Origin of the sequence: Novibacillus thermophilus (assembly GCF_002005165.1) — a bacterium.
Classification (GTDB): Bacteria; Bacillota; Bacilli; order Thermoactinomycetales; family Novibacillaceae; genus Novibacillus; species Novibacillus thermophilus.
This window is the reverse complement of record NZ_CP019699.1, coordinates 3,258,956-3,277,134: the sequence shown is the minus strand read 5'-3', so window position 1 is coordinate 3,277,134 and position 18,179 is coordinate 3,258,956. Positions and strand designations below refer to the sequence as shown.

At 43.3% G+C, this 18,179-nt stretch carries 17 protein-coding genes and 3 pseudogenes; 11 read left to right on the top strand and 9 right to left on the bottom strand.

The genetic code is table 11. The annotated features are described in order from the left end of the window. The first annotated feature begins 68 nt into the window (after positions 1–68). Complete coding sequence (gene arsC / locus B0W44_RS15985; protein WP_077720881.1) at positions 69–488, top strand: arsenate reductase (thioredoxin); 420 nt, start codon at positions 69–71, stop codon at positions 486–488. 400 nt (positions 489–888) lie between these two features. Further along, positions 889–1,787: pseudogene (gene bla / locus B0W44_RS15980) on the top strand (class A beta-lactamase). A gap of 660 nt (positions 1,788–2,447) precedes the next feature. Here bla and B0W44_RS15975 read toward each other — a convergent pair. The 3 genes and pseudogenes from B0W44_RS15975 to B0W44_RS15965 all read right to left on the bottom strand — a co-directional run. Next, positions 2,448–2,993 (bottom strand): annotated as a pseudogene (locus B0W44_RS15975) (NADPH-dependent FMN reductase); the annotation flags it as partial. Continuing rightward, the gene (locus B0W44_RS15970; RefSeq protein WP_077720879.1) at positions 2,990–4,063 is read right to left on the bottom strand and encodes an LLM class flavin-dependent oxidoreductase; all 1,074 of its coding nucleotides are present in this window, start codon (positions 4,061–4,063) and stop codon (positions 2,990–2,992) included. The gene B0W44_RS15970 and the pseudogene B0W44_RS15975, both read right to left, overlap by 4 nt. A gap of 206 nt (positions 4,064–4,269) precedes the next feature. Continuing rightward, positions 4,270–4,803, bottom strand: coding sequence for a YceI family protein (locus B0W44_RS15965; RefSeq protein WP_077720878.1), 534 nt, complete (start codon positions 4,801–4,803; stop codon positions 4,270–4,272). A gap of 276 nt (positions 4,804–5,079) precedes the next feature. On the opposite strand from B0W44_RS15965, the gene B0W44_RS15960 reads away from it, so the two are divergent. Continuing rightward, positions 5,080–5,652 (top strand): TetR/AcrR family transcriptional regulator, encoded by a 573-nt coding sequence (locus tag B0W44_RS15960; RefSeq protein WP_077720877.1) that lies wholly within the window; start codon positions 5,080–5,082, stop codon positions 5,650–5,652. A 483-nt stretch (positions 5,653–6,135) separates the two neighbouring features. On the opposite strand, the gene B0W44_RS15955 is transcribed toward B0W44_RS15960, so the two are convergent. The 6 genes and pseudogenes from B0W44_RS15955 to B0W44_RS15930 form a co-directional block, all read right to left on the bottom strand. Beyond that, complete coding sequence (locus B0W44_RS15955; protein WP_077720876.1) at positions 6,136–7,362, bottom strand: IS256 family transposase; 1,227 nt, start codon at positions 7,360–7,362, stop codon at positions 6,136–6,138. A gap of 657 nt (positions 7,363–8,019) precedes the next feature. After that, a complete protein-coding gene (locus tag B0W44_RS15950; RefSeq protein WP_077720875.1) occupies positions 8,020–8,757 on the bottom strand; it encodes a tyrosine-type recombinase/integrase in 738 nt (245 codons plus the stop codon). Between the two features lie 265 nt (positions 8,758–9,022). After that, positions 9,023–10,294, bottom strand: a complete 1,272-nt coding sequence (locus B0W44_RS15945) for an IS1380 family transposase (RefSeq protein ID WP_077721187.1) — start codon at positions 10,292–10,294, stop codon at positions 9,023–9,025. A gap of 267 nt (positions 10,295–10,561) precedes the next feature. Then, positions 10,562–10,703 (bottom strand): annotated as a pseudogene (locus B0W44_RS19370) (Arm DNA-binding domain-containing protein); the annotation flags it as partial. Positions 10,704–10,714: 11 nt separating this feature from the next. Continuing rightward, a complete protein-coding gene (locus B0W44_RS15935) occupies positions 10,715–11,236 on the bottom strand; it encodes an ImmA/IrrE family metallo-endopeptidase (RefSeq protein ID WP_169835633.1) in 522 nt (173 codons plus the stop codon). Positions 11,237–11,351: 115 nt separating this feature from the next. Next, a complete protein-coding gene (locus B0W44_RS15930; protein WP_077720872.1) occupies positions 11,352–11,723 on the bottom strand; it encodes a helix-turn-helix domain-containing protein in 372 nt (123 codons plus the stop codon). Between the two features lie 165 nt (positions 11,724–11,888). Here B0W44_RS15930 and B0W44_RS15925 point away from each other — a divergent pair, with 165 nt between their 5' ends. The 8 genes from B0W44_RS15925 (at position 11,889) to B0W44_RS17915 (ending at position 18,161) form a co-directional block, all read left to right on the top strand. Beyond that, positions 11,889–12,113 carry a helix-turn-helix domain-containing protein gene (locus B0W44_RS15925; protein WP_077720871.1) on the top strand — a complete coding sequence of 75 codons (225 nt, stop codon included), beginning with the start codon at positions 11,889–11,891 and terminating at the stop codon, positions 12,111–12,113. Positions 12,114–12,151: 38 nt separating this feature from the next. Continuing rightward, positions 12,152–12,457, top strand: coding sequence for a DNA-binding protein (locus tag B0W44_RS15920; RefSeq protein ID WP_228441264.1), 306 nt, complete (start codon positions 12,152–12,154; stop codon positions 12,455–12,457). 155 nt (positions 12,458–12,612) lie between these two features. After that, positions 12,613–13,002: a hypothetical protein gene (locus B0W44_RS18290; RefSeq protein ID WP_169835632.1), complete on the top strand. Its 390-nt coding sequence runs from the start codon at positions 12,613–12,615 to the stop codon at positions 13,000–13,002. After that, entirely contained in the window at positions 12,983–13,558 is a 576-nt protein-coding gene (locus B0W44_RS15915) for a transcription termination/antitermination NusG family protein (RefSeq protein WP_237087420.1), read from the top strand. Before B0W44_RS18290 ends, B0W44_RS15915 begins: the two co-directional genes overlap by 20 nt. Before the next feature lie 210 nt (positions 13,559–13,768). After that, positions 13,769–15,982, top strand: coding sequence for an SF1B family DNA helicase RecD2 (gene recD2, locus B0W44_RS15910; RefSeq protein WP_169835468.1), 2,214 nt, complete (start codon positions 13,769–13,771; stop codon positions 15,980–15,982). Continuing rightward, a complete protein-coding gene (locus B0W44_RS15905; RefSeq protein WP_077719499.1) occupies positions 15,979–16,821 on the top strand; it encodes a hypothetical protein in 843 nt (280 codons plus the stop codon). The genes recD2 and B0W44_RS15905 overlap by 4 nt, the downstream gene beginning before the upstream one ends. A gap of 120 nt (positions 16,822–16,941) precedes the next feature. Beyond that, complete coding sequence (locus B0W44_RS15900) at positions 16,942–17,598, top strand: hypothetical protein (protein ID WP_077719500.1); 657 nt, start codon at positions 16,942–16,944, stop codon at positions 17,596–17,598. 68 nt (positions 17,599–17,666) lie between these two features. Then, the gene (locus B0W44_RS17915; RefSeq protein ID WP_149026950.1) at positions 17,667–18,161 is read left to right on the top strand and encodes a hypothetical protein; all 495 of its coding nucleotides are present in this window, start codon (positions 17,667–17,669) and stop codon (positions 18,159–18,161) included. The last annotated feature ends 18 nt before the right edge of the window (positions 18,162–18,179 follow it).

Sequence of the window (18,179 nt, the reverse complement as noted above, 5' to 3'; positions counted from 1 at the left end):
ACGTCATTTTACAAAAAAAGTCGCTCAGCTCGTGCAATATGAAGTATAAACCAAAGGAGGGTATAGGCATGTCCAAACCGATTATTTACTTCTTGTGCACAGGGAATTCTTGCCGTAGTCAAATGGCCGAAGGATTTGGCCGTAAGTATCTTGGGGACAAGTATGACATTCACTCAGCTGGCATCGAAGCGCACGGTGTCAACCCGAATGCTGTCAAGGTGATGAAAGAAGTTGGGATTGACATTTCCAATCAAAAATCAAAAACAATTGATTCTGAGCTTTTGAACCGTGCAGACTATGTGATTACCCTTTGCGGGGATGCCGAAGACGCATGTCCGACGACACCTCCTCACGTTAAACGGTACCACTGGGGATTTGACGATCCGGCCAAAGCAGAAGGGACAGAGGAGGAAAAGTGGGCCGTCTTCCGGCGAGTTCGCGATGAAATTGAGAAGCGTATAAAGCAATTTGCTATAGAAGGGAAATAGTATCTTCAACGTTCCTACCAGGTCGAAGTGCATTTAAACTGTGAAACAGAAGTAAAAAGTTGCTACATATTCCGTTGATATTGTGCGCTAAATCAATCTTTCAAAAGGAAGGGAGATGCCCTCTGCACTCCCTGTGATCGACCGCATGGAACAAGAAATGTAATTAATTACCGAATCAAGCCGTAAAGCCCCTGATTTATCCATGGGGATATAAGTTTAGTCGAACGCATAAAAATGTATGAAGAGCAAAAGGGCGGCGGAATTATTGGATAGCTTCTTAATGGCAAACATGTACAGACTTAACCATTTTTAAGACCAAAAGAGGCCAGTTCAATTTTTGATAGATCAAAAACAGAAAGAGGTTATCAATTTGAAAAAAACATGCAAATCCAAATTCAGCATGCGTAAGTTTACATTGTTTATGTCGTTGCTCGCATTGATTACACTCGCCGCTTGCGCGGATGCAGACAGTTCAACCGATTCCTCATCTAAAGAGGGGAACGAAGTGGGACAAACAGAAAATACAGATGAAAAGTTTGCCCAGCTCGAGAATGAGTTTGATGCTCGGCTCGGTGTCTATGCGATCGATACGGGCTCGAATCAGACCGTCGAATATCGACCAGAGGAACGTTTCGCTTTTGCATCCACCTACAAGGCTTTGGCCGCTGCCATCGTGCTGCGGCAGAATTCTATGGAAGAGCTTAAGGAAGTCATCATTTACACCGAGGATGATTTGGTTCCCTATTCTCCGATTACCAAGAAACACGTGAATACCGGGATGACACTTTTGGAACTAAGTGAGGCCGCGGTCCGGTCCAGTGACAACACCGCAGGGAACCTCTTACTTAAGGCACTAGGAGGTCTTGATGGATTTGAACAAGCCTTAAGGCAAATCGGCGATAACGTTACCCAGTCGGACCGATACGAACCAGATTTGAATGAATTCACACCGGGAGATACTCGTGACACCAGTACACCGAGAGCTCTTGCCTTCGATCTTCAGGCATTCGCAGTCAACGACTTGCTTTCGAATGATGAGCGTGAACGGTTCACGAATTGGATGCAGGGCAATGCGACAGGAGATACACTGATCGTGCGGGTGCACCTGAAGGATGGGAGGTCGGTGATAAGAGTGGGGCCGGAAGTTACGGAACGAGAAATGACATTGCAGTTGTTTGGCCACCAAACAGAGAACCAATCGTCATTGCGATTATGTCCCGCTATGATACGAAGAATGCCAAATATGACGATACGCTGATTGCGAAGGCTGCCAAGGTTGCACTTAACGCTCTAAGGTGAATTACAATATTATTTAACGCCTGCTCATTCACCTGGGCCGTCATCTACCATCATGAAATAGATAATATACTATTGTCAGGGGGATGCAAAACCGCGATCCGTGGCTAGTTATTTTCGGCACTCTTACCTCGGATGTCACTTATTTACATCATCTTCGTTTGTTAATAATTCCCACACTTGCTTCGCCGAATACTCGTTATTATTTGTAAATCAACCACCATCTGTTGTTCTACCACTTAAACCACCTTTCCGAGTGTTGAAAAGATACCTGTATACAAGCTAAATTATTAGTCATTTCGAGGCTCAATCACATTCAATCCTACTAAAACTGACTATCTACGCTAATCTACAAAATTACTCTTGGAGATCCAAGACTCGCTATTGTCGACTTGGCTAAAGTCTTACCAAGCAGGGGTTCCACCTGCTAAATTGTTACACAACCTTGCTCGGTCGTATCCGAAAGTGAGTTAATCACTTTAAAAAAGAAACTGAAAAAGGATGATAAGGAAACAGTCCTTTTGTTCCAGCCTTTTCAGGATTGAAATAAGGATAGGCTCCTTGACGTAGATGGGTTGACCAAACGAACCAAGTCACCAAAGAACCTATCCCGTGGATGATAACGGTAGGTTTGATGGATTCTGCTAAAAGCCGTATGCTACCTTTTTCTTCACGAATTTTCGTATAGGTTTCTGTTAATATAACTGTATCCTCAACCAAACGTTCGATTCGGAAAATCACATCATCATTCGTAATTTCTTTTCTATAAAAATCCTTTTCTTCGATAAACACATAGGCCTGAACCACTTGTGCCTTCATATAAGATAAGATCGGCTTTAGTTGCTGTTCTGCAATTAAGTAATGCTTGGGTGAACCTGCCGTTACAAGCATACTGACCACTTTATCACGAAAGGCATTGACGGGAAGTAAATCAAATATATTCTTCAATGTGGCTGGGATAGACGCCTGAAAAATAGGCGTTCCAATAATGATGGCATCGGCTTCCATGACTGTTCGTGCCACATATGCAGTATCTCCTTCGTATTCCCAATAGTCACGTCCGTCACTAAATTGAACATCGTATTCTGCTAAATCAATCAATGTCACTTCAGTGTCGGGGTAGTTTTTCTTGACGGTTTTTATGGTGTAGTCCATAGCCGTTCTTGTTTTCGTACCGACACTTGAACCAGATAACCCAACAATCTTCATTTCACTTCCTCCTTCCTTTTGGCTGTATATTTCTTGACGGCGGGCATGATTTCCGTGCCAATCAGCTCAATGTTATTCATGGCTTTATCAAAAGGCATCCCCCCAAAGTCGATTTGCGCGATATAACGCTGATGGCCAAATAGTTCATGATGGTAAAGGATTCTTTCAATGATTTCCTGAGGGCTTCCGATATTCAAAACATTATGAGGATGAGCCGCCTGGGCAAAAACTTGCTTTGGAAAGGTCAGACCGTTCGTTCGCTTAGTCCCTTCACTGAAGAGAGGCCAATATTCTTTTAATGCCTGTTGTGTTGTTTCAGCTACATATAAATGGCCTGCCATTGCTACGGGTAAGTTCGAAGGATCAAAACCGTTGCTTCGTGCAGCTTCCCGATAGGCATCTATCCTTTGTTTTACACCCGAAGCGGGGCCAGCCAGACCGGCAAAATACGCCGGCACACCGGCAAGCCCCGCCTTAATGGCACTCGCCGGTGTCCCACCAACTGCACGCCAAATCGGCATCCAATCGTTTTTGGGACGAGGAAGAACTTCCGCATTTTTTAATGGGGCACGAAATTGTCCATGCCAATTCACCTTTTTTTCTTCATTAATCTTTAATAACAGATCAAACTTTTCTTCGTATAATTCTTCATAATCACGAAGATCGTAGCCCAATAAATCGTAGAGCCCGACTCTTGAGGCCCGCCCTGCCACAATTTCTGCGCGGCCCTTCGAAATCAAATCAATCGTCGCGAAGTTCTCATATACACGCACGGGGTCCGATGTACTAATAATTGTGGAAGTACTTCCGAGTTTTATTTTTTCTGTCGCCTGGGCAACAGCCGCAAGAACAACAGCGTGTGCTTGTGCGACAAAGTACTTCTGATGACTTTCTCCTATGCCAAAAAAATCAATACCTGCCTGCTCAGCGAGTTTTGCAAATTCAATGAATTCGTGTATGCGCTGTTCTGCCGAAACCCTTTTTCCCGTTAAAGGATTTGGCAAGTGATCTCCCAGTGAAAACACACCAAACTCCAATCCTTTACTTTCATCAATACGATATTTTTCCATCTGTTCTTCCGCTCCTTCCAATTTATATTCATAATCCCTGTAGGTTTACATAACAGAGAACCAAGATTTTACCCCGGATATCAACTATCCAATCAACCGACGTAAAGTAAAACCTCCATCAGTGGGGTTTTCTCGTCCCCCACTGATGGTCAGTTGCACTCAACAACGCTGTCGTTAAGATTATTTCTCCGCATCTCCTAACGTGTTCAAGTGGCTTTTTGCGCTTCAATTTCAATCGATATTTTAACTTCGTCTCCTACAACGACGCCGCCTGTTTCCAATACGGCATTATATGTCAACCCGTAATCACTACGGTTGATTTTCCCTTCTCCACTAAATCCGGCCACTTCATTGCCCCAAGGGTCTTTCCTTTGTCCTTCCGATGTCACGGAGAACGTTTCGGAGTTGGTTATGCCACAAATCGTCAGGTCGTCGGTCACTTTATACTCATCCTCACCTGTTCTTTCTATATTGGTTGCTTTGAACGTCATTTTCGGATGCTGTTCCACATCAAAGAAATCTTCAGAACGCAGATGATTGTCCCGTCCCTCATTTCGAGTATCAACACTTGCCACATCGATGACGAATTCAATATTTGCAGTCGTTAAATCGTCAGGATCCGCTTCAATTGTTGATTCGAAGTTATGAAACGTACCTTTTGTTTTTGAAACCATCATATGTTTCACTGAGAAGTCCAGACTACTGTGTGCCGTATCGACCGTCCATTTTGTTTTTGTCATGATAAATTTCTCCCTCCATCATTTTTCCCATATGCTGGATCCACCTCAAAAAAATTTCAGAGGGCTCTTTTAAAGTGTTCCATTCGAATGCAGGAACCACATGACTTGTTCCAATCCCTCCAAACGTTTATTTTTAACACCTTTTGTTTTTCCAACATATGTTGTAAAATTTATTATAGGATTCGTATGAAATTGGCTCAACCAATACTTTTTGCTTTTTATCGTATAAACAACAATTTTATTAAAATGTCTAAAAAATTGAAGGGAGACCCTTTCATGCCTCAAGTGAAAACAGATCCTCGTATTCTGCGTACTCGTAAGTTAATCATGGATGCATTTATTAAACTTTCAGGGAAAAAAGAGTTTAAAGATATTACGATCAAAGATATTACGTCGGAAGCAACAGTCAATCGAGCGACATTTTATTATCATTTCACGGATAAATATGACCTAATGGAAAGGGTGTTAAAGGAAGATTTGATGCTCAGTGTAACCAATGAAATCGCTAAGCATGATGAACTTAACCAAGAAACCATTGTCAGTATTTTCTTATCTGTAACGAACTTCCAAAAATCTTTGCAAAAGAATTGCCCAAGAAGCTTCGAGGCATTTAGAACAACCATTGAAGCCATTATCATGAAAGAACTTAAAGATATTTTTTACCAGATGTTATTAAAGCAAGGGTCTAATGTCAGTGACCATTCTCTACGAGTTGCCGCTGTTATGTTAAGTTGGGGCATTTACGGGGCTTCTATGGATTGTCAAGACAATTGCACGATGCCGCCGGAAGAATATATTAAATTTGCTTTACCCTATGTTACCCATGGAATGGACTTCCTTGTCTCTTAAAGGAATCGTAGATCCATGATCGGTATGGATGGACATCCATTAGACCAGTCAGGGTTTTCCATTCTCGAATTAAGGTATATGGGGAAAATAACAGACTCCCTGGATACCTTTTAATTTTAAGATGAAATGGGGTATTGATTTTCTACCTGTTTTTCCTTTTCCTTCCCTCTCTTATGGGATTTTGGGCTTGGTAACCACTTACCTGGCACATAACCTGTAACAGTGATAAAAGTGATCGGCAAAGAGCCCGTAAGTGGAATAAGGAGCCTGTTCTACAAACAATTTCGAAGGAAAACAGACTTTATTGGAGAATGAATATACAAAGTGACTTCTCCTCTTGGGTTTTAGATTGTTTGGTCACTTGAAGAATTCTCCAAGCAGGGGTGAAGTCCTTTTTTAGGCTTCCAATCCCTTGTAGTATAAGGCATTAATTTAAGATCAAGTCCAAAATTGTGTGTAAAAATTCCTCGGTTAGAGAAGTTGTCACATGATCCTTGTTACGCTAGCGTTTTGCTTTTTGGGATTGTTTTTATACCAGGACCAGTATTCCTCCATGTTGAGATATTTTCGTCCACTGGCCCATTTTTCATCCTGTTCCATGAGCAAAGCACCAAGCAATCGAATGACGGACTGACGATTTGGGAATATCCGGATCACTCGTTCCCGTCTGCGAATCTCTTCATTCAATCGTTCTATGCTGTTAGTGGTACGCAGACGCTTGCGATACCTTTCCGGAAGGGATAGAACAGCCGTCGCATCGTCAAACCCGGCCTCCAGGATGCGCATGGCTCTGGGCGCTTTTTCTTCATAAGCTTCCAAGGTTTGAGAAAGCAACAACCTAGCCGTCTCAAGATCAGGAGCATCTAAAAGCGTACGCACACGGCTGTATACCTCATCCTTCAGGACTTTGGGAGTCGCATCCAGTATATTGCGTATAAAATGGGCTTGGCATCGTTGCCAGGTGACCCCCTGGAAATGCTGGCGAATCGCACGCACGAGACCGCCATGGTCATCAGACGTGATGAAATCCACACCACGCAGGCCACGTTGTTTGAGCCAACCAAAGAATTCACGCCAATCGGCTTCCGACTCCGTATCACCAGTCATGAGACCAAGGACTTCTCGATAACCGTCAGTGTTGACACCGATGCCCACCATCACTCCCCGGGATCGGACGCGACCGTCCTCCCGTACTTTCAGATACAAGGCATCCACCAGCACAAACGGAAACGGGCTGTCGGAAAGCGGGCGCCCATTCCAGGCTTCGACGATGGGATCTAACTGCTTACACAGTTCGGAAACCGTTGATTTAGAGAAATGGGTACCACAAAGCTCTTCGGTAATCTGGGAGACTTTGCGTGTAGAAACCCCGTTTATGACCATCTCCATCAAGGCTAATACTAAAGCCTGCTCACTCCGTTGGTAACGGGCAAACAATTCAGTAGAAAACTGACCATTTCGTATCCGAGGAACACGTAACGTAATGGTTCCCACCCGAGTGGTTAACTGATGAGGATAGGCCCCATTGCGGTAGCCTTGACGGGAATCTGTACGTTCATAGCGTTCAGCTCCCAACTGTTCCGTCACCTGCGCTTGGAGAATTTGGTTTAATACAGATTCCAGAAGCTTAGACACACCAGCATCTTGAGAATGTCCTAAAAAAAGTTGCTGCAAAAGTTCTTGATCTACGGTAATCTGGTATTGAGCCATTTCAAAATTCTCCTCTCCAGAATGGTATTTTCCGACAACTCCATTCTAACCGAGGATTTTGAAATTGGCTCTTATTATTTAGAAACCTATTTTACACAATTTTAAGGACATAACTTTAATTTAATCCCGGGTTCGACAGTTGTAGCCAAAAATAAGTACTAAATTATCATCTGTGGATAAGTAAGAATCCTTATATACCAACGGTTTCACGATCTTTTGCACAGGTATCACATGCTGATTTTGATCCAAAACCCGTAGGCACTAAAATAATGTGGATAACTCGGTGTTATTTTGACTATTTATATCTTATAAATTGTGGATAAATAAGTATATGTTTTAGTTTGAATATTGTAGTACATGTTGTATAATGTAGACATGTATATTCGAACAATCTCCCGTAAAAATAAAAACGGATCGGTGACGAAGTATGTGCAATTGGCACATAATGAGCGTCATCCCGAAACAGGGCAACCTCGGGCGAAGGTGCTGTACCACTTCGGGCGTAATGAAGGGGTCGGGGGTTCGAATCCCTCCGTCAGCACCACTAAAAAACATTGATATGGCGCGGTTTATCGATTTCAAGAAACCGCGCCGTTTTATTATGAAAGGCTCACTTGCAAACATTTTGCAAACCTTTAGTATGCTAAGGCGATTTTTTTATCTTCCGAACAACATCTTTCCAAATTGATCAGCTGCTGCTTTTTGTAATCCGGGTACGACGTGGGAATAGGTATCTAATGTAACACGGATACTTGAGTGTCCTAATCGTTCGCTTACAATTTTTGGGTGTATTCCTTGTTTGAGCATTAGTGTAGCATGTGTGTGGCGAAGATCATGAAATCGGATCGATGTAACACCTGCTTTATCCCGTAGTTTATACCATGTACGATTTAAATTGCGCGGCAATACTTTTGTTCCATACCTTGTACATACAACTAAGCCACTATCTTCATAAGAAGGTCCTGCTATAGATTTTTCATGTTGCAAAGTAAGTTTGTGCTTTCTTAGTTCATCAACCGTTGTTTTCGGCAGTGATATGGGACGACGAGCTGAATCGGACTTAAGTTCTTGTATTTCGCCCAACATTGTTAAAGATTGCTCAACATATATTGTTCGGTTTTTAAAGTCAATATTTTCCCATGATAATCCAAGTATCTCCCCGCGTCTCATACCTGTGGTTAGAGCAAGTAAAAATGCAATGTACAACCGGTTAGATTTTGCAACCTCCAAAAATTGGGTTACTTCATCTTCCGACCATACGCGCATTTTTGGTTTAGGGATTTTAGGAGGATTGACTAATTTTGCGGGGTTTTGTTTGATTGGTGCACGGTTTAGAGCGGCTTTTATGACACGATGTAAGCTGGCGACGGTAGATCTTGAATATTTTTTGCCCATTTGATTATAAAATCTCTTTAAATGGTCGGTGTTAAGTCGATCAAGTCGATGATGTCCCAATCCAGGATTGATATATGAATTAATATAATCCCGAATTTCGAATGTGGATAACATCAGCTATTTCTAGCATTACCCACATGGAAACAAACAGTAAAAGTGGAAACTAAACTTGTCCTTTCGATGGGGTTTCTTGTTCTTGGGATACACTTTCCCCCTCCCCACACAAGCGGGCTCGGTTATTTCCATGTAAAAGTTTGGATAGGCATTATTGTAGGAGAACCACCCGTTCTTCCATGCGCCGCCAACTGTACTCATTTTGGAAGGCTGCCGCGATTTTTAGAATGACTTGGCGACTGCGATAGATGATCGTACCAGGGACATGGAAAAACTCCTTACGAAATCGTGCAATGGTATAGCGGCGATGAACCGGTTCACAGCAGTCCATCTTAAAACGCTCGAATACATTGTAGGCCAACAGCTTCAGCAACAGATCGATTTCATTGGCTTTAAACGAATCTGTCGGAATACGGTGAATCGAAAAGCCGTGCTTCACTTCTTTGATGTAGTTCTCCATGCACGCGCGCTGATTGTAAAAACGCCAAATGTCGATGGGCTCCCAATCCAAATTGGTCACGATTGCTTCGTAATCCCAAAGAAAGTCGAATTGGAGTTGATCACCATCGTAGCGTTCGGCTTTCCTGATGACGACCACCATTCGAGCCTTTTTCCAAGAAGTGGCTTTGTACACTAAACAAAGGCCTTCGATGATGACGTCTCCGTCCACATAGCGTTTCCAATGAGGACATTTGGCGACTTCTTTGGCTAACCGATGCGTCCATTTGAGTTTGCCAACGTAGCCGATCTGTTTGCCTTCCCAAAAACTATAGAAGGTTTCGCCGCCGAATCCTTTGTCGAATCGGGCATACTTGACTTTACACGATTTAGGAAGACGTTGAAGGGTTTCCTTCGCGAAAGTATGGGCATTGCGGGAACAATGCGTATTGCCTGAACGCAGTTCGGCATTAAGGTAAAGACGGGACTTTCCTTCAAAGGCGATGAGTGGTTGGAAGCTTTTACGTCCGGGCTTTTGAGCGTTTGTCCCAACTTCGGCCCCTTCCTGATTCCCGTACACCGTCTCAACGGTGGAATCGAGGTCGAGAATGCATTCGTCGGATAGGCAGGGAGTGATGAGATCAAGGTTTAATGCCTTCAAGTCCCGACGGATCGTGGGCATGGAGACAGCAGCGCGGCACAGTTCTTTATACAAAAGAGTGTGATGGGGACAACGTCCACCTAAAAATCGACGTACCAGCGAATCGTCTCGCAATGAGCGGAAATGGAATATACGTTCGCAACCCAGTAGCCATCCGACTAAAAGGTACATCAAGATCTTGAAGAACGGAAAAAGCGTATTCCGGCCTTTCCCGCAACCTATCTGACGAAAAGCGTCTTCCAGTTTGATTTTTTCAAGGTACGCAAGCAAGGGTTTACTCCCTGCGTGTGAGGTTGCATTCTTTAGCGTGAATTCTGTTTTCATTTTGGCGATGTTTGTGGTAGACTTCACCTAACGGGTGCCCCTCTCTTTGGGTTTTGTTGTTCGTTCAAACACCATTATACCAAGGATTGGAGCACCTTTATTACTGGATCAAGCAACTTTACTTTCGAAATTCAGGATAATGTCTGTAATTCGTATAAGTGGTTTCGCGTAAACTGTCTTTTCGTTCATTTAACCATTTAATCATGTAATCGCCGAGTTTCTCCTTTGATGGTTCGATAAAAGTACCTTCGTTAATCTCTTTAATTGTTGCAATCATCGCGCGTTCAGCTTCTTTACTTGTGCGATACCCCGAAAACCATTTCTGCTTTCGTTTTCCGGTCTCTTCGTCAATCCCGACATCCAACACAAAACACCATTTGTTTCCCCGCTTGCGAATGTGACCTCTCAAATAATTTCCTCCTATCCCATAATATTTGCAATATTAGATTTTATCATATTCTGCTTTAAACGGTTTAAACGCTTGTATGCAAATTCATTCGTAACACAAAACTGTTCAGCGATATAACTAGCGGCCCTTTGCACATGATTGGGGATCTCCATCTTTCTTAGCATGAATGTGGGAATGCAGAACTCGTAAGAAAATAAATCCGCTTTTATCTCTTGATACTGAATAAATTGGTTAGTCAAAAACAACTGGTTCCCTCCGTAATTTATAATTTCGGGTAACCATCCATGTAAAAAAATGTGTGCTATCTCATGTCCAAAATCTTGCCACTGTTTTTGAGGGTATCGGCTATCAATAATGATATAATAGACACTATCTTTTTTAAATGTACGGCTTTGTATAGGGAATAAGTGAATATTTAGCGAAAACTTTTCAGCAATATAAAACATATCCAGTTCCGAAGGATGGGTAATGTTTAGGTGATCATAAAGGTACTCAATAGAATGGGCTAATGATTTGGGTTTACTAACATCCATTGAATTTACAACCTCCTGACCAAACATGTGTTCTGTTTAATGGTAAAAAATATATAGGCCGATATACCCGCCTAACAGATATATCGACCTATATTAAAGAAAATTTGATATTACTCTATTTTTTCCTTTTTTGATTTTCCTGTTCCTTCATAAACTCCCAAAACCGCCTTAATTCCTCTTTGCGTTCTTCAGGAGCCTTTAGGTAATCCTTAAAAAAAATGACTGTTTCTGGATCGTTTATCCATTCTTCAAATGTTTTTTCTGCTTTATCAGGGATAGGATCGTCTGTCCGACCGAGAAGGTAATCGGTTGAGACATCCAGTACCTCCGCAATCTTTCTAAGTTCAGTATCTCCCACAGGTCTTTTGCCAGATTCAATTCTATTCATAACACTATAATTGAGCCCAACTCTTCGAGCTAACTCCCTTTGTGACCAACCTTTTATATTTCTTCTTAATTTTATTCTATTTCCTACAACCGAAGACATTTACAACACCATCTTTCTATAATTGCACTCATTATAATAACATGTTTTTTCTCAAAAGAAAAAGACAATTATTTCTAAAACAGAATTACTAGGTATTGACATTGCTATATTAGAACTGTACAATTAGATTAAGTTACGTTTCTAATATAGCAATATAAAGGAGGTATGGTTGTAAAATTGATTGATTTAGATTTTATAAAAAGCCGTCGTTTGATTTTTAATCTTACACTTAATGATATGGCAAAGGAGTTTGGTTTTAAATCACCATCGACATATTTAAAGTATGAAAAAGGAGTTTATTCATTTAAGGCTGAACACCTTCCAATTTTATGCAAGGTATTACACTGCAATATGAATGACTTATTTTTGGAAAAAATGTTGCTAAAATAGAAATAAAAAATTAAAGAATGCATGAAGGAGGTCTTATTTTGATTAAAGTTGACATTGACTTTGATAATGAACAGTTCCGTAAGGTTCTCCAAGAAGAACTTGAAAAATGGGAATCAAAAAAGCAGAACTATACGAAATGGCCTCCGCTGCTTTCCCGAAATCAATTAATGGAATTTCTCGGTATAAAAGCGAACAAGGCCAGTGAATTGCTTAATCGTCAGGATTTTCCAGTAACACGAGAATTTGGTCATCCAAAAGTTCCTACTCATTTGCTAATGAAATGGATTGAAGAACACACTCAATGGGTCGAAAAAAATACATCATACTTTGACAAAGCAATTTAAATATGACCGATCTTTCACTCTCTATGAGTAAGGCGGCCCAAAGATGATGCCGTCAGCATGACCTTTGTTTTTATATTAACAGTTAATTTCATTTATTGGTAGCTAATCGGATTTAGTTGGAGGAACTAAAACCCAAACATAAAGGAGGAAACGCCGTGCGTACTCCTTCGGAACAAAATAAAAACTTGCGAAAACACTGCGGTATGTCTCAACAAAATTCTGAGGAATATAGAATAAGGAGCCATTTACAAAACGAAAGGATAAAAAAACAACTGGATATGGAACGTGTCAAGTTTGCTTATCTTTCGGCACGCAAGCAACTGGGAGTCCCGGTTATGGCAAAGCCGGGGACGAAAGCGTTCAGAGAGTACCTTTTGCATAAAGAAATTATATCGTCTTGCAAAAGTAACATTGCCTATGCTTTGGGACACATCAATTCGCATGTCCGTTATGGAAAAGGAGGGAATCACCGTGTTTTATCTGGCCGTGCAGGTTCTGACGAAAAAGGAATCCAGGATAGCGTGCATGATCGAAAAGGAAGGTGAACGTCACGGTGTCAAATTGGACGTTTTCGTACCGGGAAAAGATGTCAGCAAGTATGACGAGAAAAAAGTGGATGGTATACATGTTGCAGAGATTCCCGGTTATGTCTTTGTTGGTTTTGAGTGCTGGGAAGATCGGCTGTACCGTATAATCAAAGACACTTATGGGGTTATACGCGTATTGATGGGGCAATTAATCCCGCACCATGTATGGCGAAAAGGGGACAAAAGACCCAAATATACATATTATGGCACCGGCATCATGTCTAAAGACAAACTGGTTCCCTGGATGTCCCGTTCAGAAGATGAGGTGGCAGTGGAAATTACTGAGGATAAAGAGGAACTGGCAGAAAGGCTGAAGCATCAAATCGCTAAATGCAGAGAATTTGTTGAACAAAAGAGGACAAGAACAAAACGGTGGTTAGCCGTGTCGGTCCATTTGGTCAAAGATCTTTTCGATAACGCGACCCTTGAATTTTTGATGAACGAAAGGGGGACAGGTTTCAGAAGGATTTGGAACAGATTATCCATGTACTTAAATGAGAAAATGGTCTGTTGAGTAGGTTAAAGTATTGGCCGTATTTGGACCTGTCAGTTGTGAGACGGATTTCATTGCGAGGGTTGCGTTAAAGCAGGCGGATAATTGTGACGGTGTGGTAAACAAAACTGAATCGATTACTGCTACTGCCTGAATCTGTTCCGGATTGTGGGATAGCGAAGCTATGCTCAATTGATAACCATTATTTTCCAACAGAAGGAGGTGACTTTTGTGTCAAAGTGTTTACAGGGCGAACTTGGCCGTATTATCTACCGCAACGATGATTTTCTCATTGCGCTCCTAATAACCGATGATGGCCAACATATCGTAAAGGGATCAGTACTTGGCGTAGAAAAGGGCGAAAAAATCATGGTACATGGCGAATGGTCGGTACATCCAAGGTATGGTCGACAGTTTGAAATAGAGCGGTGGGAGCGTCCCCTTCCAGCCACAAAAGAACAGGCGATTGCCTTCCTCTCAAGCGGATTGATTAAAGGTTGCGGCCCTAAACGGGCCAAAGTGATCGTTAACCATTTGGGAGCGTCTGCTGTTGAAGTGATGATGGAACAGGGTGAATCCGCCATCCGGCACATCAAGGGCATAGGGGAAAAGAATGCCCGTACCATTATTAAAAGCGTAAAATCCAATTTTGAAGTACAGAAAATCATTGGTAAACTCAGCCAGTACGGAATCAGCACAAACATGGCTATGAAAATTTACAAAGAGTTTGGTTCAAACACCGTCAGTGTGGTCAAGGAAAACCCGTACCTGCTTACAAAGCTGGACTTGGTTGGTTTTCTGAAGGCAGATGAGATCGCAAGAAAAGTGGGCGTATCTCCCTTATCCGGCTATCGGGTAGAGGCGTGTGCCGACTATGTGCTGAAAGAGAAATGTTTGTCACTGGGACATTGTTATCTGCCGGAAAACGAACTGATAGAACAGACACTTAAAGTTTTAAACCATAACCAGTCGGAAAACGAGCAAGTCACATGGGAGGATGTGAGTCGATCCATTTACCAGTTGGAACTCAAAGGGCGGTTGATCTTTGAGGAAGGTTCTGTTTATCCCAAGTACTTACACACATATGAGACACTCACGGCCTGCAAACTGTCAAAACTGACAGATTGCCGGGATGGGGACGGAGCGATGCCTGAACAACTGGACGCATGGATCAAGGATTATCAACGCAGAAACGGCATTGTTCTGGCGGAACGGCAACGGGACGCCATTCGACGGTTATTGGCGTACAATGTCCTTATCCTGACAGGCGGACCTGGTACTGGGAAGACAACAGTCACGAAGGCCTTGATCGACATTTATCGACAAAAGAACAGGGATGCTTATATTGGCTTATGTGCCCCAACGGGAAGGGCAGCACGGAGACTGGCTGAAATTACAGAAATGGGGGCATCCACCATCCATTCCATGATCGGTTTCCGGCAAGGGGAGGAACTCGAATACGACCGGCACAATCCGTTACCCTATGACTTCATCATCGTGGATGAAGTGTCCATGATGGACATTCAGTTGGCCCATTTTCTTTTGGACGCTGTTAAACCGGGAACCAAAGTCCTGTTTGTGGGAGACGTGGATCAGTTGCCATCTGTCAATCCGGGTAATTTCCTGAAAGATATGATTGAAGCCGGTATACCAACGGTCAGGCTCACGGAAATCTTCCGGCAGGCACAGGAGAGTCAGATAGTCGTCAATGCCCACCGGGTCAATCAGGGTCTTCCTGTTGTCATCGACGAGGCGAAAAAGGATTTTTACTTTATCCACCAGGAAAAGCCGGAATATATCGCTCAATTGATCAAAAAAAGCGTTCTCCGTTTCGTGCAGTTAGGTTACCGTATTGAGGACATTCTCGTTTTAAGCCCCATGAAAAAAGGGGTGATCGGGACAAAAGAATTGAACCGCATTTTGCAGGAGGCCGTCAATCCCGCCCATCCTTCCAAAGACGAATGGAAAGTGGGAAAGACCATTTTCCGTCAGGGAGACAAGGTGATCCACACCAAAAACAACCGGAAGAAGGGCCTGAATAACGGTGAGATGGGCGTTGTGAAACGTGTAGGTGTTTATTATGACGAGGACGGACAAGCCCATGAAGCATTGTATTGCACTTTTATGGGGCAGGAAGTGTTCTACCTCAAAGATGAATTGAAGGAACTACAATTGGCCTATTGTATCACTATTCACAAGTCTCAAGGTGGTCAGGCCCCTATCGTAATCATGCCGGTTTCCACAAGCCACTACATTATGCTGGCAAGAAATTTGATCTATACAGGCATGACAAGGGCTGAACAGAAAGTGGTCATGATTGGGACCAAAAAGGCCCTTAATATAGCCATTCGTAACAACAAGATCGCCGAACGGAACACTAAACTAACAGAACGGTTGATCAATGGATTGGCAGAGGTTGTGCCTGAAAAAGAGGTGGTTCCATGAGTGTTGTGCACGACATCCGGCAGGAATCCGGCGGGTTTTGCGAATACATTGATCCGGACACGGGCCTTCGTTGCAATCAGCCGGCCCCCGGTGAACCACACCACATTCGCACCAGAGGGGCTGGCGGTAAGGATGTTCGGGAGAATCTGATTCACCTGTGTGGGGTTCACCATGCACAGATACACGGCGGAAACATTGACCGCCACCATCTTATTGTGGCGGTGGCTCGGAGGGAAAACAAGACCGTTGATGAGATGTACGACACGCTGAAACTGATACAACCGGAAAATATCCGGCCTATTAACGAACCGGCCAGCGATCCTTCTCTGGAAGAATTGCTGACTGCTTACGTTCAAGTGGAGGAAAGCGAGCAGGAGGCCCGTTGGATCAAGGGCCAACTGTTGGATGAAATGTTCAAACGGGGAGTCAAACAGACGTGGCTCTCGTCCCAATTGGGGATCAGCCCGGCGCAGATCAGGGAACTGGTCAAGGTGTACAGGGCTTTTCCTAAGCCGGAGATGAGGATACCGTCCCTAAGCTGGTATCATCATCGGGTGGCCGCCAATTCGCCCGATCCTTCAAAATACATTCAGAAAGCCAATGACGAGGGGCTTTCGACAAGAGAACTGAGGAAAAAGATATTGGAAGACGAAGGCAAGGGACGTATTGTCCGAACCGAAACGGAACAGCAGTTAGAGCATGCCAAACGAATCTATCAGCAGGTGGAAGAAATCATCCGAATAGGCGGGGAGCCTGCCGACTGGCTTAAAGGTCAGATGGCGGCTCTTTTTGATTGGCCAAAGGAGGTGCAACATGACGACATCGCAACGTACAGCTAACAGATGTTTTTTGTATTTCAGGTTTGGCAAAGGAGAAAGGGGTTGCCACAACTGCCTGTGGGTTCGATCCTGCAAGAAGCACGGATGCCACATTCTGCCCAAAAAAAGAGGTGAAGTGCCGTGAAAGAGGCATGGGATCAAGCTGAACGTAACGCAAGGGAAAGAGACTTATTGAACAGTCATATTAACCTTGATGTTGTCAATCAAGAAGAGCAGAAGGCGAATGAGAAAGGGTTTGTGATAGTCAAAAAGAAGGAAACAAACAGTGCCGGGTTTGTGCAGACGCTGAAAGGCAACATCCGGGTTTTAATCGAGAAGGATTACCTGTCATTTAACGAGCTTGGCTTTTTGATTGGGATGACCGATCTGTACGAGATGCATTCAAACGCCATCGTACACCCGGAAACCAAACGGTTTATGTCCGTGAGTGAGATCGCAGAGTGCTTGAACTGTACAAGAGAACATGTAAGCAAGATAATTAACAAACTCATAGAGAAGGGGATCGTCTATGAGTTTGCCAATACTGATGAGATACGAGAATTCGGGCGTCCAGTAACCGAACGTCCTCTTTTTGTTAATCCGGAGATCGTGTTTTGCGGAGAGCGAAACAGAATCAACCCCACGTTGGCCCGACTCGCTATGCGGTATGACAAGCTGGAAAAGAAAGGGGTGTTACTGGAATGGAAAGTGTGGCTCCATAGTGGAAAGGAGTACGGGAAGCTCGTCAAGCGCAAAACATTCCTGAAATATAAGAAAGAGCAAAAATCGAAAAAATAACCCTATAAATCGACATGTATAATTTGAGGAAACCCTTGCCGTACAAGGGATTGGAGTAAAAAAGAAGTGTGAATTATCGTTCACACATGTGTGAACAATCGTTCACACCTCATATTGGCCAAAAACCTTGTCAAATCAATGTTTATGACGTTTTGGCTGGTCGCCCCTATTCTCACTCTCTAAGTATACAATCGACTTCCGGAAAATGGGAAATACGATCAAAGGCGTGTTTTTTTGATGGCAACCATCCCGTGGCTCCATGTCCACGTACAAAGGTTTCGCTATACCGTGGCGTATCCGGTGGGAAACAAAGACGCGTAAACGGCCTGAATGGCAAGGAAATGGTAAAAAGCCTGATACCTCACACCACTTCTTTTGCAGGTGCTTCTGTTGCGAAAAAAATATTCTTTCAAAGGGCTGGTGAGGGAACGGGAAAAGTGGCCTGTCCAGCCCAAAAAGACTGGAACCTGGTAGGGGACATTTGGGGCTGGAGACAGATGTTTCCGATGGGTGAGTCTGTTTCAGTCTTCGCCTTCCAGCCCCTCAGAGCTTCTGTTGGCTAAACGATTCCAGTTAGGCAT

Bases quoted from the DNA above. Each gene is read 5' to 3' on its own strand.
- B0W44_RS15915 (WP_237087420.1), top strand. From the start codon at position 12,983: ATGATCGAAAAGGAAGGTGAACGTCACGGTGTCAAATTGGACGTTTTC.
- B0W44_RS15930 (WP_077720872.1), bottom strand. From the start codon at position 11,723: ATGTCTTCGGTTGTAGGAAATAGAATAAAATTAAGAAGAAATATAAAA.
- B0W44_RS15925 (WP_077720871.1), top strand. From the start codon at position 11,889: ATGGTTGTAAAATTGATTGATTTAGATTTTATAAAAAGCCGTCGTTTG.
- arsC (WP_077720881.1), top strand. From the start codon at position 69: ATGTCCAAACCGATTATTTACTTCTTGTGCACAGGGAATTCTTGCCGT.
- B0W44_RS15950 (WP_077720875.1), bottom strand. From the start codon at position 8,757: ATGGGCAAAAAATATTCAAGATCTACCGTCGCCAGCTTACATCGTGTC.
- B0W44_RS15965 (WP_077720878.1), bottom strand. From the start codon at position 4,803: ATGACAAAAACAAAATGGACGGTCGATACGGCACACAGTAGTCTGGAC.
- B0W44_RS15960 (WP_077720877.1), top strand. From the start codon at position 5,080: ATGCCTCAAGTGAAAACAGATCCTCGTATTCTGCGTACTCGTAAGTTA.
- B0W44_RS15945 (WP_077721187.1), bottom strand. From the start codon at position 10,294: ATGAAAACAGAATTCACGCTAAAGAATGCAACCTCACACGCAGGGAGT.
- B0W44_RS15970 (WP_077720879.1), bottom strand. From the start codon at position 4,063: ATGGAAAAATATCGTATTGATGAAAGTAAAGGATTGGAGTTTGGTGTG.
- B0W44_RS15905 (WP_077719499.1), top strand. From the start codon at position 15,979: ATGAGTGTTGTGCACGACATCCGGCAGGAATCCGGCGGGTTTTGCGAA.
- B0W44_RS15935 (WP_169835633.1), bottom strand. From the start codon at position 11,236: ATGGATGTTAGTAAACCCAAATCATTAGCCCATTCTATTGAGTACCTT.
- B0W44_RS15955 (WP_077720876.1), bottom strand. From the start codon at position 7,362: ATGGCTCAATACCAGATTACCGTAGATCAAGAACTTTTGCAGCAACTT.